The 25,863-nt window shown below is 63.8% G+C and carries 23 protein-coding genes; 7 read left to right on the top strand and 16 right to left on the bottom strand.

The window, feature by feature from the left end; genetic code table 11:
• Positions 1–38 precede the first annotated feature (38 nt).
• The 8 genes from ACP2YO_RS10820 to ACP2YO_RS10855 form a co-directional block, all read right to left on the bottom strand.
• Positions 39–848 (bottom strand): sulfite exporter TauE/SafE family protein, encoded by an 810-nt coding sequence (locus ACP2YO_RS10820; RefSeq protein ID WP_426440866.1) that lies wholly within the window; start codon positions 846–848, stop codon positions 39–41.
• Positions 849–1,354: 506 nt separating this feature from the next.
• Positions 1,355–1,534 carry a hypothetical protein gene (locus ACP2YO_RS10825; protein ID WP_426440867.1) on the bottom strand — a complete coding sequence of 60 codons (180 nt, stop codon included), beginning with the start codon at positions 1,532–1,534 and terminating at the stop codon, positions 1,355–1,357.
• 455 nt (positions 1,535–1,989) lie between these two features.
• Entirely contained in the window at positions 1,990–2,940 is a 951-nt protein-coding gene (locus ACP2YO_RS10830; RefSeq protein ID WP_426440868.1) for an aldo/keto reductase, read from the bottom strand.
• Between the two features lie 252 nt (positions 2,941–3,192).
• On the bottom strand, positions 3,193–3,549 hold the full coding sequence (locus tag ACP2YO_RS10835; protein WP_426440869.1) for a hypothetical protein: 357 nt from the start codon (positions 3,547–3,549) through the stop codon (positions 3,193–3,195).
• A 73-nt stretch (positions 3,550–3,622) separates the two neighbouring features.
• Positions 3,623–3,847: a hypothetical protein gene (locus ACP2YO_RS10840; RefSeq protein ID WP_426440870.1), complete on the bottom strand. Its 225-nt coding sequence runs from the start codon at positions 3,845–3,847 to the stop codon at positions 3,623–3,625.
• Positions 3,840–4,829 carry an SPFH domain-containing protein gene (locus ACP2YO_RS10845; RefSeq protein WP_426440871.1) on the bottom strand — a complete coding sequence of 330 codons (990 nt, stop codon included), beginning with the start codon at positions 4,827–4,829 and terminating at the stop codon, positions 3,840–3,842. The genes ACP2YO_RS10840 and ACP2YO_RS10845 overlap by 8 nt, the downstream gene beginning before the upstream one ends.
• A gap of 185 nt (positions 4,830–5,014) precedes the next feature.
• The gene (locus ACP2YO_RS10850) at positions 5,015–5,233 is read right to left on the bottom strand and encodes a hypothetical protein (protein ID WP_426440872.1); all 219 of its coding nucleotides are present in this window, start codon (positions 5,231–5,233) and stop codon (positions 5,015–5,017) included.
• A gap of 830 nt (positions 5,234–6,063) precedes the next feature.
• On the bottom strand, positions 6,064–7,104 hold the full coding sequence (locus tag ACP2YO_RS10855) for an IS110 family transposase (RefSeq protein WP_426434766.1): 1,041 nt from the start codon (positions 7,102–7,104) through the stop codon (positions 6,064–6,066).
• Positions 7,105–7,291: 187 nt separating this feature from the next.
• On the opposite strand from ACP2YO_RS10855, the gene ACP2YO_RS10860 reads away from it, so the two are divergent.
• Positions 7,292–7,549, top strand: coding sequence for a high-potential iron-sulfur protein (locus ACP2YO_RS10860; RefSeq protein ID WP_426440873.1), 258 nt, complete (start codon positions 7,292–7,294; stop codon positions 7,547–7,549).
• A 5-nt stretch (positions 7,550–7,554) separates the two neighbouring features.
• Here ACP2YO_RS10860 and ACP2YO_RS10865 read toward each other — a convergent pair whose 3' ends face one another.
• Entirely contained in the window at positions 7,555–8,997 is a 1,443-nt protein-coding gene (locus ACP2YO_RS10865; RefSeq protein WP_426440874.1) for a helix-turn-helix domain-containing protein, read from the bottom strand.
• Between the two features lie 419 nt (positions 8,998–9,416).
• On the opposite strand from ACP2YO_RS10865, the gene ACP2YO_RS10870 reads away from it, so the two are divergent.
• From ACP2YO_RS10870 to ACP2YO_RS10880, 3 genes are all read left to right on the top strand, one after another.
• Positions 9,417–11,054: an isocitrate lyase gene (locus tag ACP2YO_RS10870; RefSeq protein WP_426440875.1), complete on the top strand. Its 1,638-nt coding sequence runs from the start codon at positions 9,417–9,419 to the stop codon at positions 11,052–11,054.
• 37 nt (positions 11,055–11,091) lie between these two features.
• On the top strand, positions 11,092–11,301 hold the full coding sequence (locus ACP2YO_RS10875; protein ID WP_426440876.1) for a DUF4170 domain-containing protein: 210 nt from the start codon (positions 11,092–11,094) through the stop codon (positions 11,299–11,301).
• A 207-nt stretch (positions 11,302–11,508) separates the two neighbouring features.
• Positions 11,509–12,078 carry a hypothetical protein gene (locus ACP2YO_RS10880; protein WP_426440877.1) on the top strand — a complete coding sequence of 190 codons (570 nt, stop codon included), beginning with the start codon at positions 11,509–11,511 and terminating at the stop codon, positions 12,076–12,078.
• Here the strand turns inward: ACP2YO_RS10880 and ACP2YO_RS10885 are convergent.
• The gene (locus ACP2YO_RS10885; RefSeq protein ID WP_426443127.1) at positions 12,075–12,962 is read right to left on the bottom strand and encodes a metallophosphoesterase family protein; all 888 of its coding nucleotides are present in this window, start codon (positions 12,960–12,962) and stop codon (positions 12,075–12,077) included. The two genes, ACP2YO_RS10880 and ACP2YO_RS10885, sit on opposite strands and share 4 nt — an antisense overlap.
• A 147-nt stretch (positions 12,963–13,109) precedes the next feature.
• Here ACP2YO_RS10885 and ACP2YO_RS10890 point away from each other — a divergent pair, with 147 nt between their 5' ends.
• From ACP2YO_RS10890 to ACP2YO_RS10900, 3 genes are all read left to right on the top strand, one after another.
• Entirely contained in the window at positions 13,110–13,598 is a 489-nt protein-coding gene (locus ACP2YO_RS10890; protein WP_426440878.1) for an NUDIX domain-containing protein, read from the top strand.
• Between the two features lie 59 nt (positions 13,599–13,657).
• A complete protein-coding gene (locus ACP2YO_RS10895; protein ID WP_426440879.1) occupies positions 13,658–14,170 on the top strand; it encodes a GNAT family N-acetyltransferase in 513 nt (170 codons plus the stop codon).
• Between the two features lie 119 nt (positions 14,171–14,289).
• Entirely contained in the window at positions 14,290–14,607 is a 318-nt protein-coding gene (locus ACP2YO_RS10900) for an EthD family reductase (protein ID WP_426440880.1), read from the top strand.
• A gap of 130 nt (positions 14,608–14,737) precedes the next feature.
• Here ACP2YO_RS10900 and ACP2YO_RS10905 read toward each other — a convergent pair whose 3' ends face one another.
• From ACP2YO_RS10905 to ACP2YO_RS10930, 6 genes are all read right to left on the bottom strand, one after another.
• Positions 14,738–17,941, bottom strand: coding sequence for a TonB-dependent receptor domain-containing protein (locus tag ACP2YO_RS10905; RefSeq protein WP_426440881.1), 3,204 nt, complete (start codon positions 17,939–17,941; stop codon positions 14,738–14,740).
• Between the two features lie 147 nt (positions 17,942–18,088).
• Entirely contained in the window at positions 18,089–18,505 is a 417-nt protein-coding gene (locus ACP2YO_RS10910; RefSeq protein WP_426440882.1) for a DUF2946 family protein, read from the bottom strand.
• Positions 18,506–18,682: 177 nt separating this feature from the next.
• Positions 18,683–20,746 carry a hypothetical protein gene (locus tag ACP2YO_RS10915; protein ID WP_426440883.1) on the bottom strand — a complete coding sequence of 688 codons (2,064 nt, stop codon included), beginning with the start codon at positions 20,744–20,746 and terminating at the stop codon, positions 18,683–18,685.
• Between the two features lie 144 nt (positions 20,747–20,890).
• Positions 20,891–23,692, bottom strand: a complete 2,802-nt coding sequence (locus ACP2YO_RS10920; protein ID WP_426443128.1) for a DUF4159 domain-containing protein — start codon at positions 23,690–23,692, stop codon at positions 20,891–20,893.
• Complete coding sequence (locus tag ACP2YO_RS10925) at positions 23,692–24,633, bottom strand: DUF58 domain-containing protein (protein ID WP_426440884.1); 942 nt, start codon at positions 24,631–24,633, stop codon at positions 23,692–23,694. The genes ACP2YO_RS10920 and ACP2YO_RS10925 overlap by 1 nt, the downstream gene beginning before the upstream one ends.
• On the bottom strand, positions 24,633–25,637 hold the full coding sequence (locus tag ACP2YO_RS10930) for an AAA family ATPase (RefSeq protein WP_426440885.1): 1,005 nt from the start codon (positions 25,635–25,637) through the stop codon (positions 24,633–24,635). The genes ACP2YO_RS10925 and ACP2YO_RS10930 overlap by 1 nt, the downstream gene beginning before the upstream one ends.
• Between the last annotated feature and the right edge of the window lie 226 nt (positions 25,638–25,863).

Below are 25,863 nucleotides of genomic sequence, written 5' to 3' on the forward strand. Positions count from 1 at the left end.
CGAACGCCGCCTGTGCTGCAGGCGCCTAACGAGGGCCTTTACGTCAATGCGGAATACAAAAGGTGCGTGCCATTGAGGACCAGGAACAGCGCGAATAGCCCGGCCAAAATGCGCGAGGGCAGCCAATGCGCAACCGCCACGCCGAGACGCACGGTGAGCAGCGTTCCGGCAACGAGCGCTGCCAGCGCAGGCAAATTGATGTAACCGAGCATCCAATGGCCAAGTGGGATGTTGCGCCCCTCCCAGGCGTAGGCAAAGGCGCCCGCCAGACTGACCGGCAGTCCGATCGCCGCCGACGTGCCGATCGCAAGCTTCGGCTCCATGCCTGCCGCCTTGAAGTAGGGCGTGAACAGCGTTCCGCCTCCGATCCCGGCGAGGGCTGCAATGCCGCCAAAAGCCAGGCTGAATATTTTCAGTGAGAAGCCACGGCGCGCGATGATTTGCAGCGCGCTCATCTTCGATACGTCGGTCACCATCAACGCCGCCGCGAACAACTGGAAACAAGCCACAAAGATGAGCAGCGAGATTGCCTGCGCTTCGGCTGCGACTGCACTGCCAAATGCGACGCCGACGACGACCCAAGGCGTGGCTCGACGGATCATGACGGTGGAGGTGCTGCCGCGGCGATAATGGCCGTATGCGCTCTGCGCCGCCGAAAATACAATCGCAGCCATCGACGTTCCAAGCGCCATCGCCACTGCGTGCTCTGTGCCGGTGCCCGTTGTCTTGAAGGCGTACACCAGCACCGGGACCATGATCAGTCCTCCGCCGATGCCGAACAATCCCGCGAAGAACCCCGCGGCAACTCCACTTAGCCCGAACACGGCGAGAGTTAGCTCAGCGCCCACTTCGCCCTCCCTCGGCTCTCGCATCGCTGAGAGCAACCCGCCTTGTCTCTGAACGCACGAAAGGTTTACTACGGCGCCTCAACGAACGGAGGAGCGCGCCCATGAATGTCGTGGTCGATCGGAACCGCCAACGCTGCTTGAGGAGAACAGTGAACCAGAGAGAGGCGTCGACGGAGCGGCGCCGTTGTGCGTTCCGCCAGACCTCGGCAAAATCATCGCTGCCTGGATCACGCTGTTCATGTTGCACGGTCTAACTCCCAATAATATTCGGAGAAGTGCAATTTGCGCTGCGAGGACACGTCACCTCAGTGAGGCGGGTGAGCCTGCACGAAGCGCTTCCTGTATTTCCGGAGTGCCCGAAATCGCTTCCAGGCCGCTACCGAACGAAAATGATCTGTTACAAAGATAGACTGGCATCCCGGACCGTTGATAATCGGTCCACGATGAATGCAATACCGGCCTCTGCCAACGGCAAGGTGCGGTCAGGTGAGATTCACAAGCGTGCGCTACGGAAAAACTGTCATTGTGGCGAGATCGCCGGCTGCCGTTCCCGACGACAAGGCGTCTAGGTATATTGCGATCATGAGCACGATGGCGAAGGCCAGATAGCCCAGCATAATTGCCGTGTCGTGGCTTGTGCCTTGGCGTTGAATTGTCTGGGGCCTGACGCGCTGCACGATTTCCATTGTCTTGTCTCCAATGTGGTCGACGCGATCCAGTGCATCGCTGAAAATACATTCGAGGGCGACGGGGAGGTGTGAGACCGTTCACACCGGCCAAAATTAAAAAGTAGCAATCAACTTCTTCCAATACGTGTCAGCTTAAAGTCGCAACCTTTTCAGTTTTGCGACGAAGATGCGGGCAATCCGCAGATTTTATGCGATATCGGCATTTGAAACGTCGCGGCTTCGCTCGCGACTGGTTATCAGCAAGCCCCATACCAAAGTCGTCGCGATTGAAAACTCTATTGATTTTGTTTTCTGGCGAATCTGCCGTCTGCTTGGCAGGCTATCTTTTGTGCACGGTGCTCCGAAACGTGCAGCCGGTCGCGCCGATGGTCCGAGTGGGGCCAAGAGCCGACGTTCGCGCCCGGCGAACGGAAACTGGGGTTTGAGAAGCGTCGGGCGAGCGTCAGTTCCTTCTATGTGCTTGCTGTATCCAGGCGTTCAACCTGACTCTTTGTAAGCTCGAGCCGGGTTGCCGCAACGAGCGTTGCGACGTGCTCGGGCTTGGTCGCGCTCGCGATCGGCGCCGTGACGGACGGTTTTGCCATCAGCCAGGCGAGCGCGACCGCGGCAGGCTCGGTGCCGGTCTCGGCTGCAACCTCGTCGAGGCCAGCCAGGATGCGCATGCCGCGTGGATTCATGTATCTTGGAACGCTGCGTGCCCCGCGCACGCTCTTGCCGAAATCGGCCTCCGAGCGGTACTTGCCGGTCAGAAATCCCGCCGCGAGCGACCAGAACGTGATCACGCCGACGTCGTTGTCCTGGCAGACGCGTTGCAGCGCGCCTTCGTAGCTCGACCGCTCCGCCAGGCTGTATTCGGGTTGCATGCTTTCGTAGCGCGGAAGCCCGTCCCTCCCGGAAATTTCGAGCGCGTCCTTCAACCGCTCCGCGGAGAAGTTCGATGCGCCGATCGCCCTGACCTTGCCGGCCTTGATCAGCCTATCGTAGGCCGCAAGCGTCTCTTCCTGCGGCGTCGTTTCGTCGTCCTTGTGGGACTGGTACAGGTCGATGCTGTCGGTCTGCAGCCGTCGCAGCGAGTCCTCGACGGCGCGCGCGATATAGTCCGGCTTCAGCCCGACATTGCCGTTGCCCATGTCCATCCCGACCTTGGTGGCGAGGATGATCCGGTCGCGGTTGCCCCGCGCCTTCATCCATTTGCCGATGATCGCCTCGGACTCACCGCCGCTATGGCCCGGCACCCACCGCGAATAGACATCTGCCGAATCCAGAAACGTCAGCCCGTGGTCGAGCACGGTGTCGAGCAACCGAAACGACGTGGCCTCGTCCACCGTCCAGCCGAACACGTTGCAGCCGAAGCACAGCGTGGGAACGGTGAGGCCGGAACGGCCGAGCTGACGATGCTTCATGAGTTTCTTTCGCTTGTTCTTGGTAGCAGGTACTGACAACAGAACACTGAGGCAGATCGCCCTTGTTTGCAAGGATGCTAAGTCAGCAATCACAATCTGGCACGCGCAAGCGTCGCTTGACGGTTTCGTAGGATTGGTGGAGCGAAGCGATACCCATCGTGGGGCTGCTGCGGGAATGATGGGTATCGCTTCGCTCCACCCATCCTACGTCTACTGAAAGCCGACGTGCGAGCACGCGCCCTATGCGCGAAATCAGGCGGAGGTCTCGTGCGTGTGCGCTCGCCGCAGCTCCGGCCGCTGATGCCGTTTCTTGATCTCGGCGACCTCGTCCAGCATGTTTTTCAGCGCAATGACAGCGGGCTCGTCATCGAGTTCGTAGTTCTTCGGCATACGCTCGATCAGCACCAGCAGCGCGTCGCCGATCTGGCCGAGCTGCCGGCCGTAGGTGCCGACATCGGAGAGCACGTCGGATTCGACCGCGGGTGCGGAGGATTTGCCGAGCGTAATGTTGATGAGGCCGAACTGGCTCCCGATCGGGCTCATGAACGCGGTAAAGGGGCTGATGTTCTGCATGACATCGCCCGAAAGCGGCAGCTTGAAAATGGGCATGGCAACAAGTCCGCGTATGGTGGCAATGATGCCACCATAGCGTGTTTGGTCCGCCGGCCCGGTCACAATCGCCTCATCCGACGTCGGGTGCGTCCTCTGCCTCGGAATCCTGCTCCACCGCCTTCGGCGGCCAGGCGCCGCGCCGGATCAGCGCCTCGTGCAGCAGCTTCTCGATCTGCCCCTGCCGCGAGCGCAATTCCGCGGCGGCCAGCCGATCGAGGAGCTCCAGCAAGGGGCTGCCAAGCCGCAGCAGGACCGGCTCCTTGTCCGGCCCCTTGGGGCGGCCGCGCTTAGGCATAGAGCGTTCCGGTGTTGACGACCGGGGTGGCGTCCTTGTCGGAGACCAGGACGACGAGCAGGTTCGACACCATGGCGGCCTTGCGCTCGGGGTCGAGATCGATGTCGGTTTCCTCCCGCAGCTTGTCGAGCGCTTCCTTGACGATGTCGACCGCGCCCGCCACGACGAGCTTGCGGGCGGCGATGACGGCGCTGGCCTGCTGACGGCGCAGCATCACCGGCGCGATCTCGGGTGCATAGGCAAGATGGTTGATCCAGGCTTCGTCGACGGTCACGCCGGCGACGGCGAGGCGGTCCCTGAGGAGGGCGACGAGCTCGTTGGTGACCTGGTCGCCGCTCTCGCGCAGCGACAGCGTGCGTGCGGCCGGGTCTGATGTCGCGGCCACCTCGCTGACCGGGTGCGCGCCTGCTTCGTCGAAATCGTAGGGATGGCGACCGGCGATGTGCCGGAGCGCGGACTCGGTCTGCGCGCCGACGAAGTCGGCATAGTTGTCGATCTGGAACGTCGCCTTGGCACAGTCGTTGACGCGCCAGACCACGACGGCGCCGATCTCGATCGGATTGCCGATCAGATCGTTGACCTTCAGTTTCCCGCATTCATGATAGCGGACGCGCTGCGAGACCTTCTTGGCGCGGAACAGCGGAATGGTCGCGCGCAGGCCTGACGCGGAATCCGTGCCGGCATAGGATCCGAACAAAGTGAGCACCGCGCTTTCGTTCGGCTGCAGCGAATAGATCGAGCCGGCGAACAGCACGGCGATGATGAGGAGGCAAAACGCGCCGAACAGCGCGAGCCAGGAGACGTGGACGTCGCCATAGCCATCCCTTGAGAACGCGCCATAAGTGATCCAACCGGCAAGGACGAGGCAGACGAATCCGATCAGAAGCGCGACATATCCGCTGCCGACGACGATGGCGGGGCGGTCCTCCACCCTGGTGATGACCTTGATCGCGGGCGAACCGGAAGGGGCTTGAACGGTCATGGCAGCAATCCCTGATACAGTCAGCATAATTACTGATATTTTTTGATATCAGAAAATAGAGCTGAGTGTAAGGGGATGCTCGAGGCGGGGCCCTCAGCTCCGATTCCGTAGGTAAGACAATTGCATAGCTCGAGATGAAGGGTTGTCGTCGGTTGCCTCGGAAGGCCTTCCGGCAGAGGGGCGCCCTAGTCGCGCGGCGCCAGCGCAAGCTCCAGCAGTGCAATCCGTTGCAATGCGACGACCTCGCGTTCGCCGTCGTTCGCCGTGCGCAGGATCGATTCCGCGATCACATTGATATGTGAGGTGCTGACGGGATCCGGCAGCGTCGCAACCGACGATTCCAGCGCCCGCGTCATCAGGGCGATCACCTCAGGGGAAAACGCGGCATCGGAAAAATTCTTCATGGGTCCGGCCATCGCTAACTGCCCCCTGCTGCGATCTTAACTCCGGAGGCGTTGGACCGGTTCCGGCGTCATAACGCTGCAAAGTTGCGCGATCCGCGGGAACCAATGGCCCGACGGGCAACTCAGTGAAAACCTGTCAATCCCTGCGCATGATATATTCCGATTTTCGGAAGTGCAGATATGCCCGTCCCACCCGATTGAGGGGCGAGCGCACGTAGTGTTTCCGGTTACACCTGTGGTCCTACTCCCGTGCTTTTTGTTGCACGGGACCCATAGGTGCGATCGGCCCCCGGCTTTCCCTGCGCCCTCTATATCACGAGAGGGCAAACGAAATGCAGAGCTCGGGCAAATCATGTCGCGAGAATGCCAAGCTGCGTCCCCATCCACCGCGTCATCGCCCGGCCTTGTGCGCAATTGCGCATTGGGACCGGGCGACCCAGTACGCCGCGGCCCATCGGCTCAAGCACAACTGTCTCTGGAATACTGGATCACCCGCGTTCACGGGTGATGACACCGAACTTGCCCCCGATCGTGCAACAAACTCACTGTCGTCCCTGCGAAAGCAGGGACCCATATGTGGACGGCCCCCGTGGCACAAGAGCTTTTTGAGCGGATCGGATCGCTTGCATCCATATGTCCGGCCTTTTGAGTGCGATCGGATGGATCGCTGGCCAAGATGGTTTGCGCGATGCGAGTTCCAAACAACCACGCGGCCTGTTGACGGCCGATGGGTCCCACGGACTGTCTCGCATCGTTGCTCGATCGATCGCTCCATCTGCTCCTGCAGCTCCGGGTCGGCTGACGAGCGAGCCCGCCAGCCGGCCAATCTGTTAGACGGCGACTGCCGCGGTGGCATTGATCCGTGCGGCGTCATAACTCTCGCCGGTCGCCATCAGCTTCCAGGCGATGCGGGCCACCTTGTTGGCGAGCGCCACGGCGGCAAGCTTCGGTGGCTTGCGCTTGATCAGGGCCAGCAGCCAGCGCGAGTGATGGCCGCGCCCGCGTCTGGCCTGCTGGATGACCGCCGTTGCCCCGATCACCAGCAGGCGGCGCAGGTCCTCGTCGCCCGCCCGCGTGATCCTGCCAAGCCTGGTTTTGCCGGCGGTGGAGTGATCCTGGGGGGTGAGGCCGAGCCAGGCTGCGAAGTGACGGCCGGAGCGGAAAGCATGGGGATCGGGTGTCTTCATCACGAGCGTCGTTGCAACGATCGGCCCGACAGAAGGGATCTGCGCCAGACGCCGGCCCACGGCGTCGGAGCGGTGCCAGGCCATCAATCTGGCTTCGATCTCCTGCAGCTCGCCCACGAGTCTGGTGTAGTCGCGGCCCAGCACCGTAAACAGCTCGCGTGCCAGGGCAGGAAGCGTCTCGTCCTGCGCAATCCGCGCCAGCAGCGGCTCGATCTTGTCGGTCCCTTGGGCCCCGATCAGGCCAAACTCCGCCGCATGGCCGCGGATCATATTGCCGAGCTGGGTGCGCCGGGCGATCAATCCAGCGCGGACACCCGTCAGCATCAGCGCGGCCTGCTGCTCGACCGTCTTGACCGGCACGAACCGCATGCTCGGCCGGCTCATCGCTTCACACAGCGCCTCCGCATCCCGACCGTCGTTCTTGTTCCGCGACACATAGGGCTTCACCAATTGCGGCGCCATCAACTTCACCTCGTGGCCCAGCTTGCGAAGCTCCCGTGCCCAATGGTGCGAGGCCCCGCAGGCCTCCATCCCGATCACGGTCGGCGGCAACTTGGCGAAGAACTCCAGCACCTGCTTGCGCGCAAGCTTCTTGCGCAACACAGGCTGTTCCGCCGCATCAACCCCATGCAGCACAAAAATATACTTCGACGTATCCATTCCAATGCGGATAATCTCTCTCACGGACGGCTCCCTTGTCTGAGATTTGCAACAACCTCATTCTGGCACACTGATGCCGTAGGGGGCCGTCCACACCATCAACCGCGAATGAGAATTGTTGTACGATGCTGGGGCCACGGCCTTCTCTAACAACGCAATCCTGTGGTTATGGGTCCCTGCTTTCGCAGGGACGACGCGTGGGGTGAACACCATGGTCAAACAACAAAATGGAAATTCGCGTCGCGCGTTTATAGGTGCTGCACTCGCTGGACTTCCCGCGACGCTCCTCGTTCGGAACGCCCTTGCCTCGGACAAGATGACCAAGCCGCAGGCCGCATACCAGGAGACCCCGAACGGCATCTACTCCTGCGGCCTGTGCACGCTGTTCGTGGCGCCTGATGGTTGCAAGGTGGTCGAGGGTGCGATCAGCAAGGACGGCTGGTGCAAGGCGTTCGCGGCGGTGGATTGAGCGCTTCACAACTCGCGTGCGTTGGAGAACGCAAACGAACTCACCCGCCGCGTGTTCTCGTCGAGGATCAGACTGCGCGTGATCGGCGGCTCGGCGCGCTGGCTGCAATTCTCGCGCTCGCAGAGCCGGCAGTTGACGCCGATCGGGGTGCCCTCGACCTTTTCGAGGTCCATGCCGGTAGCATAGACGAGCTTGGCGGCGTGACGGATTTCGCAGCCCAGACCGATCGCAAAGCGCGGCTGCGGCTGCGGATACGGCGCCACCGGACGGCGCACCATCTGCGCGATCGAGAAATACCTGTTGCCGTCGGGCAATTCGATCACCTGGCTGAGCAGGCGATCGGGCATGTCGAAGGTCGAATGCACGTTCCAGAGCGGGCAGGTGCCGCCGAATTTCGAGAACGGGAAGGTGCCGGAGGAGAAGCGCTTCGAGACATTGCCGGCATTGTCGACGCGCAGCATGAAGAACGGCACGCCGCGCGCGTTCGGCCGCTGCAGGGTGGTGAGGCGGTGACAGACCTGCTCGAAGCCGGCGTTGAAGCGCTGTGCCAGCACGTGGACGTCGTAGCTCAAGGCTTCGGCCGCGGCATGAAACGCCTGATAGGGCATCATCGCAGCCGCCGCGAAATAATTGGCGAGCGTGATGCGGTAGAGCCTGCGCGCGGTGTCGTCGAGCGGACCGGCGCGGCTGACGATGGCATCGATGCCGGGCCCGCATTCGGCAAAGCCGATCTGCAGCGCGAGCTGAAAACTGCGGCTGGGATTGTCGACGAGTTCGGAGATCAGAAGTTGCCGGCGATGGCGATCGAAACGTCGCAGCGTCTCGCGCATCACGTCGACAGGCATCACGCGGGTGACGATCGAATGCTTTTCGCGCAAGCGAGTAGCGAGTGCGGCGAACAGGCTCTCGGCCGGCACGTTGAGTTCATCGCGCAGGTTTTCGGCGGCGGTCTCGAGCTCCGGGAAATAGTTGCGGTTGGCCTCGATCAGGTCGCGGACCCGCTCGATCGGGTTGGCCTCGAACTGCGAGCCTTCGCGGTCGGCCATCTGCGCGGCCACCAGCGTCTCGCCACGGCGCGCCTCGGTATAGGCGGCGTAGAGCCGCTGCAGCGCATGGGTCACGCCGGGGCAGAGCTCGGCCAGGTCGCGCAGCTCCTGCTTCGGCAGGTCGATCTGGCGAAACAGCGGGTCGGAGAAGATTTCGTTCAGCTCGGCGAAGAAGCGGTCCTCGTCGGCGGTGGCGAGGTCGCGCAGGTCGAGGTCGTAGGTCTCGGCCAGCCGCAGCAGGATCTGCGCCGTCACCGGGCGCTGGTTGCGCTCGATCAGGTTGATGTAGGAGGGCGAGATGCCGAGCCCCTCGGCGATCTGGGTCTGTGACAGCCCCAATTGCTGGCGAATCCGCCGGAAGCGGGGCCCGACGAACAGCTTTTTTCCGGACTCAGAGGGCATGGGTGGCTCCCGCCTCTCGCCGCAAGCTCTGATCGCCTCGCCCCGCTTGCGGGGAGAGGCCGGATCGCATCGCCAGATGTGATCCGGGTGAGGGGGATTCTCCGCGAGTCCAGCTGCGGAAAGAGCCCCTCACCCCAACCCTCTCCCCGCAAGAGCGGGGCGAGGGGGCTGAGAGACCGTCGTCGGAGTTGGCAGTCATGGCAGTCTTTCTGACCTATTTTGTGACAAGATTTACAAACCGACATTTATTACAAGTATGGATGTTACATGACATCACCATTCGGAAACAAGCTATCTATCCGAACTTCGTTTTCTCGCGTTTATGTCCCGCCACGCATTTCGCAATGCACTGTCAAGAATGTATGGCGAAGACAAACCCTGCTTCGGCAGGTTTGTCGTCACCGAAAGGGATCACGGACATGAACTACCAGCCACGCGGAATCAGTGACCAGGCACTCCAGGGACCGGCTTCCTATCTGAACGAGGTTGGAGCTGCTGAAGCGCTCCTCAAGACGCAGCCGACCTGGGACGGTATCACCGCCGAAGCCGTGGCGCGCACGCGTCTGCAGAACCGCTTCAAGACCGGTCTGGACATCGCTCGTTACACCGCGGCGCTGATGCGCGCCGACATGGCGGCCTATGACGCCGACCCGACCAAGTACACCCAGTCGCTCGGCTGCTGGCATGGCTTCATCGCGCAGCAGAAGCTGATTTCGGTGAAGAAGCATTTCGGCACCACCGACCGCCGCTATCTGTATCTCTCCGGCTGGATGATCGCAGCACTTCGCTCCGAGTTCGGACCGCTGCCGGACCAGTCGATGCACGAGAAGACCTCGGTGCCGGCCCTTATCGAAGAGCTCTACACCTTCCTCCGCCAGGCGGACTCCCGTGAGCTCAACGATATCTTCCGTTCGCTCGATGCCGCCCGCAAGGCGGGCGACAAGGCCAAGGAAGCCGCGTTGATCGAGAAGATCGACAACTTCCAGACCCATGTCGTGCCCGTCATCGCCGACATCGACGCCGGCTTCGGCAACGCCGAGGCGACCTATCTGCTCGCCAAGAAGATGATCGAAGCGGGCGCGTGCGCCCTGCAGATCGAGAATCAGGTCTCCGACGAAAAGCAGTGCGGCCATCAGGACGGCAAGGTGACTGTGCCGCACGAAGTGTTCCTGGCGAAGATCCGGGCCTGCCGCCACGCCTTCCTCGAACTGGGCGTCGAAGACGGCATCATCGTGACCCGCACCGACTCGCTCGGTGCCGGCCTCACGCAGCAGATCGCTGTGAGCCACAAGCCGGGCGATCTCGGCGACAAGTACAACAGCTTCCTCGATTGCGAGGAAGTGACCGCCGCCAACGCCAGGAACGGTGATGTCATCATCAACCGCGACGGCAAGATGATGCGTCCGAAGCGGCTTGCCAGCAACCTCTATCAGTTCCGTGCCGGCACGGGCGAAGATCGCTGCGTGCTCGACAGCATCACCTCGCTGCAGAACGGCGCCGACCTGCTGTGGATCGAGACCGAGAAGCCGCATATCGAGCAGATCGCCAAGATGGTCGACCGTATCCGTGAGGTCGTTCCGAACGCGAAGCTGGCCTACAACAACTCGCCGTCGTTCAACTGGACGCTCAACTTCCGTTGGCAGGTGTACGACGCGATGAAGGAAGCCGGCAAGGATGTCAGCAAGTACAATCGCGCCGACCTGATGAAGCCGGAATACGACGAGACGCCGCTGGCCATTGAAGCCGACGAGCGTATCCGCACCTTCCAGGCCGATTCGGCAAAGCGTGCCGGCATCTTCCACCACCTGATCACGTTGCCGACCTATCACACCGCGGCGCTGTCGACGGATAATCTCGCGAGGGAGTATTTCGGCGAGCAGGGTATGCTTGGATACGTGAAGAACGTTCAGCGTCAGGAAATCCGTCAGGGCATCGCCTGCGCCAAGCATCAGAACATGGCGGGCTCCGACATCGGCGATGATCACAAGGGTTACTTCGCCGGCGAGGCCGCTCTCAAGGCGGGCGGCGCCCACAATACGATGAACCAGTTCGGCTAACGCAAAATCCAGGCGACCGGGTAACAGGAGACTGACAATGACCAAAGGCAGCAATTTCTGGGTGATCGGCGGCGAGTTCGGTTCGATGAACTTCCACAAGCTCGTGGAAGGCTCGGCCCAGGTCCAGGGTCCGTTCAAGACCCGCAAGGAAGCCGAGGACGCCTGGAAGGTGGTCTCGGAAGAGAACCGCCACAAGGCCGGCGTACGCTTCTCGATCGTCGAGGAGCCGGCCCGGGTCACGGCCTGAGCGCTGCCTTTTCAACTAAGAAACGTCCAAGGACGGCGGCCCCATCCGGTTCATCCGGGTGGGGTCGTCCGCTTTCGGGACAGGTCTTTGAAGCTTTCGCTGGGGATAAGTGGCGGCGTAACCCCTTGGGAATAAACGCCCTTTGCGGACGTCATGGTTGCTGATAGGTTAAGGAGAGGAAAACCCGTCATCATGAGGCCGCGAGGCATGTCTGACCTCCAGAACATCGGCAACGAGGCGCGCGAGCTGCGGCCGACGCTGCGTGAGGCCCTGCGGCGGGCGCGGATCGAGGCGGCCGATCGTACCGGCGTCGTCGTCGAGTTGCGCGATGCCGAGGTGGCGCGGCTCGAGATCCTCAACGACGCGCTCGATCCGCTGTTTGCCCAGGTGCCTGACAAGGTCGACCTGTTCGACCGCGGCATCAGTCAGGGCGAGACGCCGCGGCTGTGGATCGACGTCGTCGCCCACATCGTGATGGGGCGCGACAAGCGGATCTATCGCTTTGTGCAGGATACGAGGTTCGGCCGCATCGTGCTCGCCGAATCGCACGACGTGCCTGTCATCGTCGATGCCGTCACCGACTATGTCGCGCGTCGCATGATCGAGCGCGAGCATGCGATGGTGGCGACCCCGCTTCCGGCTGCCGAGCAGCCGCCGCCGCTGCCGGTGGCCGCGCCCAAGCGCCGTGGCGGGTTCGGCACGTTCGTGCTGGGCTTCATCCTGGGCGCGTTGGCGCTGTTCGGCTTGGCGCTGTTTGCGAGCTTGCGCAATTTCTAGATCAGCCGCGCCGTCGACAGCTCCACGACGCGCCGCTCGCCATCGAGGCCGCGCACGGTCTGCTCGCACCGCCATCCATTGCCGTCGCGCTCGATCGAAAACAGATTATAGGCCGCCGCCGGATAGTGCTTGCGCGCCAGCGCCGACGCCGACGGCACGCCGATCGCCGGGATCTTGCAGTCAGGACCGTCGAACCACATCGTCGAATGGATGTGGTCGTGGCCGTGCAGCACCAGCTCGACGCCGTGCCGCTTGAGCAGCGCCAGCAGCTGGCGCGAGTCGGTCAGCCGCTTGGCGCGGCCGTCGGAGCGCAGCGGGTGATGCACCAGCAGGACGCGGAAGGCGTCCTCATCAGACAATTGCGCCAGGATCGTCTCCAGTGCGGCGAGCTGCGCACGGCCGAGCCGGCCGGTCGCCATCAAGGGCGGCGTCGGCACCGCCGAGGAGACGCCGATCAGCGCCACCGGGCCGCGCCGGCGCAGGAACGGAAAGCTGACGGGAGCACCATCGGCATCGCCGCGCAGATAATCGCTGAAGATGCCGATGAAACGGTGCCGCGTCGCGCGCACATAGGCGTCGTGATTGCCGGGGACCACGCTGACGTCGGCAGGACGGCCGACCCCTTCGAGCCATTCCCGGGCCGGCTTGAACTCGGCATCCAGCGCCAGATTGACGAGGTCGCCGGTGACGGCAATATGGTCCGGCTGCTGCGCCTGCATGTCCGACACCAGCGCATCGAGCACGTCACGGAGGTGGTATTTGTAACGGTTGCGCGTCCAGTTGAGGTAGCCGAACGCGCGCTTGCCGGCGAGGTCGCGCAGCCGCGCTACCGGCATCGGCGGCAGATGCGGGTCGGACAGATGGGCGAGCCGGAATGCCGTCATCATTCGGTCCCGCTCGGATCGCCTGTGAAAACTGGTCGGCACCCGTTCATGTCGTGCTATCCCGAAAATCCCGCTCTGTATTGGCAAGCGGTGCGCGTCCGCGCAAGGATCAAAGCAAGGATCGAACACGATGATGTCGAGGGTTCAGTGACGGTCCTTGAGGATTTGCGCCAGCGCTTCGAACCACAGATCAGACGGGTGTTTCATTTCTATTGGCGACTGGTCCGCGGCATGACGCTCGGGGTCCGCGCCGTCGTGCTCGATGCCGACAACAAGGTGTTCCTGGTGAAGCACAGCTATATCAGCGGCTGGTATCTGCCGGGTGGCGGGGTCGAGGTCGGCGAGAGCTTCCTCGAATCGCTGCGGCGCGAGCTGGTCGAGGAGGGGCGGATCGAACTCGTTGGCGAGCCGGTGCTGCATGGTGTCTTCTTCAACAGCCACGTCTCGCGGCGCGATCATGTCGCGGTCTATGTGGTGAGACACTTTCGGCAGGACCGCTTGCCGGAGCCGAATCGCGAGATCGTGGCCTGCGGCTTCTTCGACCCGGCGGCGCTGCCCGACGATACCACTCCCGGCACGCGGCTGCGAATCGCCGAGGTGCTCGACGGCAAGCCGTTGACGGTCACATGGCGGTGAACGCCGGCAGGTGAGAGCGATGGACCGCACGCCACTCAGATGCTATCCCGCGCCCCACCATGACTGAACCGTCCCTGACCATCCTGCCCGAGACCCCGAAAGACGCCCGGGCGATCGAACGCCTGCATGAGCGTACCTTCGGGCCGGGCCGCTTCGTGCTCAGCGCCTACCGGCTGCGCGAGCATGTCGATCATCTGCTCGATGTCTCCTTTACGGCGCGGATCGGCACGCTGTTGGTCGGTTCGGTGCGCCAGCTGCCGGTCTGTATCGGCGAGACACAAGCCCTGATGCTTGGCCCGCTGACCGTCGAGCCGCCGTTCCGTAGCCGCGGCGTCGGCCGCGCGCTGCTCGAGCGCGCGATCAACGACGCCCGCGCGAAAGGCCACCGGCTCATCGTGCTGGTCGGCGACGAGCCATATTATGCGCGCGTCGGTTTCAAGCCGATCCCGAAGGGCCGTGCGACCATGCCCGGTCCGGTCGATTACAGCCGCCTGCTGGTCATGGAGCTGGTCGATGGTGCCTTCGACGGCGTGTCGGGGCGGATCGAGCCGGACTGGAGCAAGGCGATTTAGCGTGATCGGGGCTCTGCCGGAACCCGGCTCTATGCTGTTGCGCGCCTCAAAAAACTGAAGCACAGTTGATGTGAAGCGGCGGAACCAGCCGGCGCATGTCACATCAAAGGGAGCGCGTCATGATCAAGGTCAGTGTCATGTATCCAAACAATCCGGGCGCGCGTTTCGATCACGATTATTATCGTGACAAGCACATGCCGCTGGTGAAGGCGCGGCTGGGCGATGCCTGCAAATACTACACGGTCGACAAGGGCCTCGCCGGCGGCGCACCGGGAGCGCCTGCAACGTATGTCGGGATGTGCCACATCTTCTGTGACTCGGTTGAGGCCTTCGCAGCGGGCATGGGGCAGCATGGCAAGGAGATCATGGGCGACATCCCGAACTACACCGATCTGCAGCCGGTGATCCAGATCAGCGAAGTCGTCGTCGGTCACTGACGACGCGCTGCTTCAGAGCTTCAAATCATCCTGGCGTATGGCGTGTGAACGCCATGCGCTGTCGTTCGCATCTGGCCCGTATTGCGGGGCGAACACGCCGATGCCCGAGCCGTCATTGCTCTGGAGCCCATCAAAATAGTTGCGTTCCGTCGAAGTGGTAGTTCACGCCGGCTTTGACTTCGTCGACCGCGGTCTTGATGGTCACGCTGTCGCCGAACGGATTCGCGAACGCCAAGGTTTTGCTGCCGAAATCGAGATGATTGTACTCGAGCTTTGCCGACCAGCGAGACCCGAGCATGTATTCCAGGCCGCCGCCGGCGATCCATCCCTGTCTGGTCGTGTTGGTCGAGGTGACACCGTCGAGCCCGCTATTCACCTGCATTGTGTAATCGGCATTCATCCATGCGGCGCCGGCCTTGCCGTAGAGCATCAGCGGTCCCATGACATAGCCGATCCTGCCGCTCACGGTGTCATACCAGTTGTGGTTGCTGGTAATCGAGAGGGATGCGGTGCCTGCCGGATCAACGAAATTGCTGATGCCTTGCGCCGAGGTCCAGGCGAGATCGCCCTCGATCCCGACCAGCCAGGTCGGAGCAAGCAGATAGTTGTAGCCGAGCTGCAAACCACCGAGCGCACCGGCCGGATTGGTTCGATCGGTGCCGATCGGCGTCGACACGTGCTCGCCCGCGCTGAATGCGCCGCCGAAGTTGGCGCCGACATAAGCGCCGGCCCAATGATATCCGACCGGAGCCACGGCCTTGGTGTAGAAGGCGGGCAAGACACCGGGCATATTCTCCGGATTTCCCAGCTTTTGCGAGATGCCGAAGTAGTATCCGCGGCGCGGTCCGTATTGTGGGGCAAACACGCCGATGCCGCTGCCGTTGCGGATCTGGTAGATGTAGTCGGCCACGTTGACCACGTCGAACCGCACCGTAACCGGCAGTCCGTTCCAGCCATTGGCAAACTCATGCGATACGCCGGTGTTGATCTGCCAATAGGACGGCAGATGGCCGCAGTTGGGACACCCTCCGTCCAGGGTTGTACGCAAACCGCTGCCGTAGATGAAGGTCGCGCTTGCGGTGGTGCCGTCCAGCCAGCCGTAGTGCGTGTCGGACCAGCGGTATGCGACCCGTCCCGAACCCGTGTAGGTTTGATCGTGGTCGGTGTGGATCCAATGGCTTTGGATGTAGACGAGGTCGTCCGGGCTAAACAGCGTCTGGTTTGATACAACAGTGTGTGCGTGCTGGACCCCCCATGCCCAACTGGTGTCAGCGGAGAAGCCGCCATACCTGAACCTGAGTTTCAGCTCGGCGCCGTAGTTCTCGGCTCTGTCGTAGTTGAACGCGGTGAGCGTGTAGGCTTGGCCGAACTGCCCGTCGTCAAGTAGGTCCTTGGCGGTCTTGTAATAGATGCTGGCGCCGAACTCGAGGCTCGGACAATTTGCGGCTGCGGCGGGTGCCTTGGCCGGCATTGCGCCCGCTATCGTCGGACATTGCGGCAGCAATTGCTGCGTGAAGCCCGCATCGTACACATTCGCCCGTTCGGGCTGGATCGCGCCGACGTTCTGAAGAGGCTGACCGGCCACCTGGCCCGGCAGCACGGCGGCTTGATCGGGCGTGACCGTCGGGGTCCCCGCGGTGGTCCCGTTAAAGATGTCGGTAGGAATGGTTCGGCCAAGCACTTGGGGCGGCGGTTCGAAAGTCCGCATGTAGCCGACGTGAAAGACGGTCGACCACCACGGCTTGTAGGTCAGGCTGGCGCGCGGACTGAGCTGGTTCGCATTGGTGTATTGGTAAATCTGGTCGAACCGAAGACCGTAATTGAGGGTGAGTTGCTGGGTCACGCGCCACTCGTCCGAGGCGTAGGCTCCGACCTGCCAGCCGAATAATTTGCTCTGGTCGAGAATGTTGAAGGGCGTATCGATCGCCGTGAGACCGTTCGGATCGTTCGGGTCGAGGGGCTGAACCGTGCTGACGGTCGCGACCTGGGTCTGCTCGCCATGGGTGTAAAAACCGGCGCGAACGGTGTGCGCATCGTTCAAGCGGTAGGAGAAGTCGCCGGAAACGCCGTTGAGGAACGAGCTGCGGTAAACATCAGATGCGACATTGTTGATGAAGAGATCGCCCACCGGGTCTGGAACGAAGTGAAGATCGCTGTAGCGCGAGTAATAGGAAAGCTGCGCATCGAAATTGCCTTCGGATTTCTGCCAGGCAACGACGTTGTAGGCGTTCTTCTCGTATTGGTTTTCATTGAGCGTGGCCGAGTTGAATCCGCCTTTGCCGAAGGCCGTATAAGCGGGAGCAGTCGGGTTCGGAGTACCATCCGCGTTGAGGCAGGGGTTCGCGGGGTCGAACGGACCACCGCAAAAGCCTCCTGCGTTGCCCGGCTGCCCGGGATTGTTGGGAATCTGATAGCGAGTCTCGCCGAATCCCGAAATGGTGACCACCCGCGTCGTCGGATCAAGCACGGTGGACGTATAGGCGAAAAACCGGTTCTGTTCGGAATGATCGTGAATGGCGTTGAGGGAAGGTAGGGGATTCTCGAGGCCGAGGCCGGTGTTGAGATAGCGGCCGGCGACATAATAGTCGGTGTTGCCTGCAACGCCGCCATATTCGAAGCTGGGCGTGATCGTCTGTCGGCTGCCGCCGTAGACGCTGACGCTGCCGCCGGACAGCGCCGCGCCGCTCTTGGATGTGATGTCGAGGACGCCGGCCGTACGCAAGCCATATTGCGCCGGCAGCGCGCCGGTGAGCAACTGTATGTTGCTGATGAAGGACGTCTCCAGAAGCTGCGAGAAGCCAGACACGCCGTCGGGCAGCAGAATCCCGTTGATCCTGTACTGAACGTTGGCGTGCTCGTTGCGGATGTGAAAATCGCCCGCGCTCGTCGAATCCTGATAGACCCCCGGAAATTGCAGCACGATGTCGCTGAGCTGAGCGGCGCCTCCCTGCGGGATGCTATCGAGGTCCTTCTGGGTCAGTTCATAGTTCGATGTGCCGGCCTTCGGCAGGAGGACATTGTCGCGCCGCTGGTCGAAATTCTGGGTCTGCTGGACGACCTGGCGATTGGCTGCGGCCTGGACCTGCTCCGGCGACGGCGGGGCTGGGGCAGGCGCTGCGGTGGCCGATGTTTCGCGGCGGTGGACGGTGACCACGCGCTTCTTGGGAGGCCCCGCGGTCTGCGCTTGGCGCGGTTTGACGACCTCGATTTTTGGCAGCGTGGTGGTGCCCTCCGATCCAGGGGACGGCGTCTGCGCGCTGGCGGCATGACCCAACCCGAGCAACACCGAGGCTGATGTGGACAAGAGGAGGGTAGCTCGGAACGGGGGCTTCATGGCTAGGATCCTGAAGGCCACCAGCAAGTCTGTATCAGTTGAGCTGGCAGGCCTTGCCGTCATTCGCGACGGACCGATTGATATATCTCTCCCGAGGTCGTGCCGCTTAACGTGGCCGAACCTCGGAGGCGCAGAATGCAATCGATGTCAGGACAAAGGAGGCGCGCGGGAGCGAAACGCCGCGGGCGTCGACTTCAGATGGAGGAATTCAGCATCGGTGGTGCGGCGGAGAAACTCCACCGCTTCCGGCAACAGCAGCACCGGCGGGCTTGCGACGAGCACACTGCCGGCCAGCGACATGACGGCGCAGATTGCGCAATTGTCGGCCGGGTCGTTGTCGTGGTGGGCGGGCGGTTGCTTGTGCACGACCTCGATTGCGAGGTCGGGTGTCGCGGAGGTCCCGATATAGGTGAAATCGAGCTGCGACAGTCCGGTTTGAACCGCCGGCGCCGCCTGCGCTGCCGCAATGGGATGAAAATGGCCGAACGACAACACGAGCTGCACAGCGAGCGCGAACAACGCTAGCCGCGAGCCAGTCCTGACGTGTTTACGGAACCACTTCATGCCTGATGACGCCTGCCCCACGGAGCGGCGCGAAGACCCCAGCCGCCCGATGTAACATTATAACATCGGAACACAATCGCGATGTCAACCGGAGTCGAAGCGGCGGCCTCCGATCAGACGAGTGTGTGTGATTGGCGCAACGGGGTCCTGTTGGACGTGACACGTCCAACAGGAAGTTCAGCGTCCTTCGCGCAGCCAAGTGGCTGCGAAGCCGCCCAGTAGCAGCAGCAGGCCGATCACGCCGGCAAACATCGGCAGCACGCCGACGCCCTTGACGACACTGGCATCGCGCATCTTGACGCCGAGCCAGCCGTCACCGCGGAAGATCGAGGAGGAGTGCACCGGCACGATGCGCGGCATGTCGAGGCTCGAGCCGTCGACGATGCGCCGCGCGTCGCCACCGGTTGCCTGCGCCAGCGGCTTCAGCGTCTCTGTTGTGGAGGTGACTTCCGAAAACTCCTTCGGATTGGTCGGGCCGACATTGATCAGCGCCTTCAACGTGCCGTCGGTGGCCTGCCACAGGCCAAGCTCATCGGCGGGCAGCGTCGCGCGCCATTCACCGGGATCGCCGGCGCTCAGGGTCAATTGGTGCGTGGCGCCGCTCGGCGAGGTCACGGTGACGGGCGAGACGGTGTCGGCCATGGTCTGGCGCACCACCATCAGGTCCTTGCCCTGCACCTGCATGCGCAGCGCCTCTTCGTCGAGATCAGGCTGCTTCATCAGCCAGTGCGACATCCGCCGCAACAGATCGAGATGCGGGCCGCCGCCTTCATAGCCGCGCGCCCACAGCCAGATATGGTCGGAGAGCAGCAGCGCGACGCGGCCTTCGCCGAAGCGCGACAGCAGCAGCAGCGGCTTGCCGTCAGCGCCGGTCATGACAGGCGGGGTGATCGCGTTGCGGGTATCGACGGTGCGGAAGAACCGGCTCCAGTGCGGCGGCTCGGAGGCCGAGCCTTCCAGCCCACGCGTCACCGGATGGCGTTTCCCGGCATCGCTCAAATGCGCGTAGAACGGCTTCTCGGTCACGCCGACCGGTTCGGCCGGCAGCACCGCATCCAGCGGCGTGCGCCAGATGCTGGTGGTCGAGGCGTAGTCGGGCCCGGCCGAGACTAGCACCGCGCCGCCGGAGCGGACATAGCGCGCGATGTTGTCGAAATAGGCGATCGGCAGCACGCCCTGGCGGGCATAGCGATCGAAGATGATCAGCTGGAATTCGTTGATCTTCTGCTGGAACAACTCGCGGGTCGGAAACGCGATCAGGGACAGCTCGTTGATCGGCGTCCCGTCCTGCTTCTCCGGCGGACGCAGAATGGTGAAGTGCACGAGGTCGACGCTGGGGTCGGACTTCAGCAGGTTGCGCCAGGTGCGCTCGCCGGAATGCGGCTCGCCCGAGACCAGCAGCACGCGCAGCTTGTCGCGCACACCGTCGATCGCGACCACGGCGCGGTTGTTGACCGGCGTCAATTCATTCTCGAGCGGCGAAGCCTCGATCTCGACGATGTTGGGCCCGGCGTGCTTGATGTCGATGTCGACGCTGGAGGTCTGGCCGCTGGTCAGCATGCGCTCGTTGATCACCTCGCCGTCGCGGCGGATCGTGATCTTGGCGCGCTCGCCGGTGACGCCCTGGTCGTCGAGCCGGTAAGTGATGGTCTGGGTCTGGCCGACGATGCCGAAGCGCGGCGCCGCGGTGATCGCGATGCGGCGGTCGCGCTCGTCCTTGCGGCCGGTGATCAGCGCGTGCACCGGGGCCTGGAAGCCGAGCGCCTGCGCATTGGCGGGAATGTCGTGCACGCGGCCATCGGTGATCAGGAACGCGCCGGCAACGCGTTCGACCGGGACATCCGAAAGCGCCGAGGCCAATGCGCCGAACAGTTTGGTGCCATCGGTTTCGCCGTCGGCCTGGCCACCCTCGACGACGCGGACTTCGAGACCCCTGACCTGCTTCAGGCTGTCGACCAGCGCCTCCCTGGCCTTTTCCGTCTCCTGGTTGCGGGTGCCGAAATTCTGGCTCGGGCTCTTGTCGACCACGACGACGGCGACGGAGGACAGCGGTTCGCGATCCTCGCGGGTGAAGGACGGGTTGGCGAGTGCGAGCAGGATCAGCGCCAGCGCCGCGACACGGATCGCGGCGCCGCGGGCGCGCGACAGCAGCAGCAGCGCTGATATGACGACGATCGCGCTCAGTGCGAGCCACAGCACGAGCGAGGGAACCAGCGGCGTGAACGCGATACCGTAATTCATGGCGTTACTCCGTCATTCCGTGGCGATGCGAAAGCATCGAACCCGGAATCTCGAGATTCCCCGATGCGCAGTGCGCATCTGTGGTCTGGTCCTTCGGACCATCCCGGAATGACGGTATGGGCATTGGAGCACATCACTCGCATCTCACTGTCCCAGCCGCTCGATGAGGGCAGGTGCGTGCACCTGGTCGGCCTTGTAGTTGCCAGTCAGCGTGTACATCACGATGTTGACGCCGGCGCGGAAGGCGAATTCGCGTTGGCGCGGCTCGCCCGGCGTCAGCGGCAGCATCGGCTGTCCGTCGGGACGGATTGCCCAGGCGCCGGCGAGGTCATTCGAGGTGATGATGAGCGGCGACACGCCGTCGCCGCCGCGCGCCGGATGCTGCGCGGTCTCCTCGTCGTCCTCGCGCGGCAGCGCCTCGACCCAGGTCTGGCCGGCGTTGAAACGGCCCGGGAAGTCGTGCAGCAGGTAGAACGTCTTGGTCAGCACGTGATCGCGCGGTACCGGCTCGAGCTCGGGCACATCGAGAGTGGCGAGCAGTTCGCGCAGCGTCTGCATCCCCGGCGTCTGTGCGGCGCCGTTGTCGCCCGGTGACGCCTCGAGCGCGTCGCGGGTGTCGAACAGGACGGTGCCGCCCTGCTTCATGTAGGCGTCGATCTTGTTGATCGCGTCCTGCGGCGGCTTCGGCGCGCCGGGCACGATCGGCCAGTAGATCAGCGGGAAGAACGCAAGCTCATCACGCGCGGGGTCGACGCCGACGGGATCGCCGGCCTCCAGCGCGGTGCGCTGCGCCAGAAACAGCGTCAGCCCGGACAGACCGGCCTTGACGATCGAATCGACATCGGCGTTGCCGGTCACGACATAAGCGAGCCGGGTCTGCGATGTCGCCTTGATGGCGAAATCGTCGCTGCTCTCGGCGCGCGTCGGCGAGGGCGCGATCGCCGCCAGCATGAAGGCGAAGGCAAGCACCGCGGGTGCCGCGCGGCGCCGCAGCAGCGCGGCGAGGCCGGCGCCGAGCATTGCCACCACGATCGCGTCGATCAGGAACAGTGCGAGCGCCGACGACAGCAGGATGCCGCGCAGGTCGCGCGGTTCGGTGTTGGTGTAGCTCGCATGCCGGGCGCGCAGGCCCGAGGTGTCGAGCGGCGCGATGCGGTCGGCGGAGGCCAGCGTGTTGACCGCGATCGGGCTTTCGGCCGGGCCGTAAAGGCCGGGCGGATGATCCACGGTGCCGCGGTCGCGATAGTCCGCCGGCATCGGCTTGGCGGTCGAAGGTGGCGGACCGAATGCGCCGAAACCGTCGAGCGTGCGCAGCGGCGCGACCGTCTCGGCCTTCGGGTCGCTGGCAACGCCGGGGCCGGGCTTCGAGGTGTAGCCGGACATGTCGACCAGCCGGCGGAGCATCTCGACGAAGGTGCCGGACATCGGCAGATCCGACCAGCGCATGTCGGCACCGACATGGAACAGGCTGATGACACCCTTGCCGTGATGTTCGCCGGTGACGAGCGGCGTGCCGTCTTCAAGCGACGCCCAGCTCTTGGTCGCGAGCACGGCATCGGGCTCGGCCAGCACCTGCCGGTTGATGGTGATGTCCTTTGGCACGGTGAGCCCGGCGAACGGGCCGTCGGGGGCGAACGAGGCCATATGCTGCGGCTTCTCCCAGGTCAGGCTGCCGCCGAGCGTGCGGCCGCCCTTGCGCAATTTGACTGGGACCAGGTCGTCGTCGGCTTGCGCAAGGCGGGGACCTGCGAAGCGCACCAGCACGCCGCCTTGCTCGATCCAGGCGTTGAGCCGGTCGCGGATCTCCGGCGACAGCGTGCCGACATCGGCCATCACGATCATCGGCAGGCGCTGATCGAGGAACTGCGCGATCACTTCCTGCGGCGCGCCGCGATCCCCCAACCGGACATCGGCAAACGGAGACAGTGCGCGGGAGAGATAGAAGGTCGAGGCGAGCAGCGGCTGCGCGGTATCGCTGCCTGATCCCGAGACCACGCCGATCGCGCGGCGGCGCCAGCGCTTGTCGAGCAACTGGACCGCTCCGGCCGAATGCTCGCCTGATATCTCGAGCCGTGCGATATCGTTGCGCAGTTCGACCGGAAGGTCGAACGAGGCTTCGGTCTCGCGCTCCTGCGGGCCGAAGGTGTAGCGGGCCTCGCCGATCGGCGAGCCCTTGGCGTCGACGGCGCGCACCGTACCAGCAGCGATCCCGCTCTCAGTGCGCAACACCTTCACGGTCATCTTGGCGGCGGCATTCTCGGCCGCGACCAGCGCCTGCGCGGACGGCGCGCCGCCCTCGAAGATCGTCAGGCTGCGGTTCTCGATCACCTTGCCCAGGCCTTCGGCGAACTCGCTGCCGCGGCCGGTGTCGACGCCGTCGGACAGCCAGGCAATGTCGCAATCGCCGGTCGCCTTGAGGAAGCGTCCGAGCGAAGCGAGGGTGTCGACACGGTCGATCGAGTAGGGTTTTGGCGCGAGCTGACGCAGCGCGACGCGGGCGGCGCCAGCCGGCATCAGCGTGATATCGCGCGTTGGTTCGGACAGCGGCACCAGCGCGACGCCGCGGCGATCGCTGTCGGCATCGGTGATCAGCTCGTCTGCGGCCTTGATCCGCGCGTCCCAGCTCGACGCGGCGCTCCAGCCGTCGTCGAGCAGGATCACCAGAGGCGATTTGCTGGCGGCGACGCCGGTTTGCGGATTCCAGATCGGGCCGGCCGCGGCAAAGATTACCAGCGCGGCGGCGGCGAGCCGCAGCAGCGTCAGCCACCACGGCGTGCGCGACGGCGTCTCCTCCTTCGGCGCGATCTCGAACAACAGCCGCGTCGGCGGGAATTCTATTCGCCGCGGCCGCGGCGGCATCACGCGCAACAGCCACCACAACACTGGCAGGCTGACCAGCCCCAGCAGCAGCATCGGTTCGGCAAAGGAAAGGGGGAGGCCTGCGATCATGCGCTTCGCCCCGCCTTGACCATCGGGCGTCCGCCGCCCTTGCTCACCATCATGCCGGCGTGCAGGAACAGCAGCAGCTCGGCCGCGGAGCGGCTGGTGGTGTGGGTCGAGAACAACCAGTCGAGCTGGTTGGTCTCCTCGCGGATCTGGTCGCGATGCAAGGCGACGCGGGCGACGTAGTCGTTGGCCCAGCTTTCGGCACGGCCCGCGGTGATCACGCTGCCGCCCTCGGGCTCGACGAATTCGACCCGACCTGAATAGGGGAAGGTTTCTTCCGCGGGATCGACGACCTGAATCAGCGTGCCATGCGCGCCGGACGAGGACAGACCGGCCAGCATGGTTGTGATCTCCGGTAACGGTGACCAGAAATCCGACAGCACCACGATCTCGGCGAGCGATGACGGCACGAAGGAGGGCGGCAAGCTCGCGCGGGTCGCGTCGTCGTGCAGCATCGCCTCCGCCATCTTGTCGACGACGGCGCGGCTCGAGGTCGGGTTCATCAGGCCGGGCACGCCGACGCGCTCACCGCCCGCAACCAGCAGTTCGGCAAGAGCAAAGGCGACGATCAATCCGCGTTCGAGCTTGCTGTCGCGCGCATTGCGTGAGGCAAAGGCCATCGACAGCGAGCGGTCGGGCCAGATCCACACCGTGTGCGCGGCCTCCCATTCCTGCTCGCGCACATAGAGATGGTCGTCGCGCCCGGAGCGGCGCCAGTCGACGCGCTGCGACGGCTCGCCGGAGACGAAGCGGCGGTACTGCCAGAAGCTTTCGCCGGCGCCGGCGCGGCGGCGGCCGTGCAGGCCGTGGATGACATTGGCAGCGATGCGGCGGGCCTCAAGCACCAGACGCGGCAGCGATGCGGCGAGCGTTCGGCTTTCGCCATCTGCACGTCGGACCGCCAGTATCTCCTCGTTCAGGTGCCTGTTGTCAGCGGCCATCAACCGATCCGCGCCTTCAATTGCTTGATCACGTCGGTAATGGTGCGGCCCTCGGCGCGTGCCGAGAAGGTCAGCGCCATGCGGTGCTTGAGCACGGGCTCGGCAAGATCGAGCACGTCATCGATCGATGGCGCGAGCCGCCCGTCGAGCAGCGCGCGGGCGCGCACGGCGAGCATCAGCGACTGGCTGGCGCGCGGACCGGGTCCCCATGCGATCAGCTTGCCGGCCTCACCGCCCTCGGGGCCGGGACGCGCGGCGCGGACCAGCGACAGAATTGCTTCGACCACGGAGTCGCCGACCGGCAGGCGGCGCACCAGCCGCTGTGCGGCGACCAGCGTCTCCGCATCCATCGACGCCTTCGCCACCGTCTCTTCGGCGCCGGTGGTTTCGAACAGGATGCGCCGCTCGGCGTCGCGATCGGGGTAGTCGACGTCGATTTCCATCAGGAAGCGGTCGAGCTGCGCTTCGGGCAGCGGATAGGTGCCTTCCTGCTCCAGCGGGTTTTGCGTCGCCAGCACGTGGAACGGCTTCGGCAGATCGTGCCGCGCGCCGGCAACGGTGATGTGCTGCTCCTGCATGGCCTGCAGCAGCGCCGACTGGGTGCGCGGGCTGGCGCGGTTGATTTCGTCGGCCATCAGGAGCTGCGCGAACACCGGACCGGAGATGAAGCGAAACGAGCGCTTGCCGCTCGAGCTCTCGTCCAGCACCTCGGCGCCGAGAATGTCCGACGGCATCAGGTCCGGGGTGAACTGGATGCGCTTGGCGTCGAGCCCGAGCGTGATGCCGAGCGTCTCGACGAGCTTGGTCTTCGCAAGTCCGGGAACGCCGATCAGCAATGCGTGGCCGCCTGAGAGGATCGTCACCAGGGTGTTTTCGATCACCCGGTCCTGACCGAAAATGACGGTGGATATCGCTGCCTTGGCGGCCCGGATCTGGCCGGCGACCTGTTCGGCCGAACGGACGATCACATCTTCCAGTTTCTCGACGCTGTCTGCACCGGCCATTCCGTCAGCTCCTTCTTGACGATGCGCGTGATCAGCGTCGTCATGACATGGCCCTCATGCTAAACCTGTGCGAAGGCCATGTATTCGTTGAATTAAACTATCCCCACCTTATCGGCATTTCAGGGTATGAACGACATCACGATGTGGCGAGAATAATACCCCGCTCACATCTCAAGATACGTGCACCAATCGTGCCAGATTGAGGATTGGAAACTTCAAGGTAAAC

The sequence above is a fragment of the Bradyrhizobium genosp. P genome (genome assembly GCF_049949265.1).
In the GTDB taxonomy this organism is placed as follows: Bacteria; Pseudomonadota; Alphaproteobacteria; order Rhizobiales; family Xanthobacteraceae; genus Bradyrhizobium.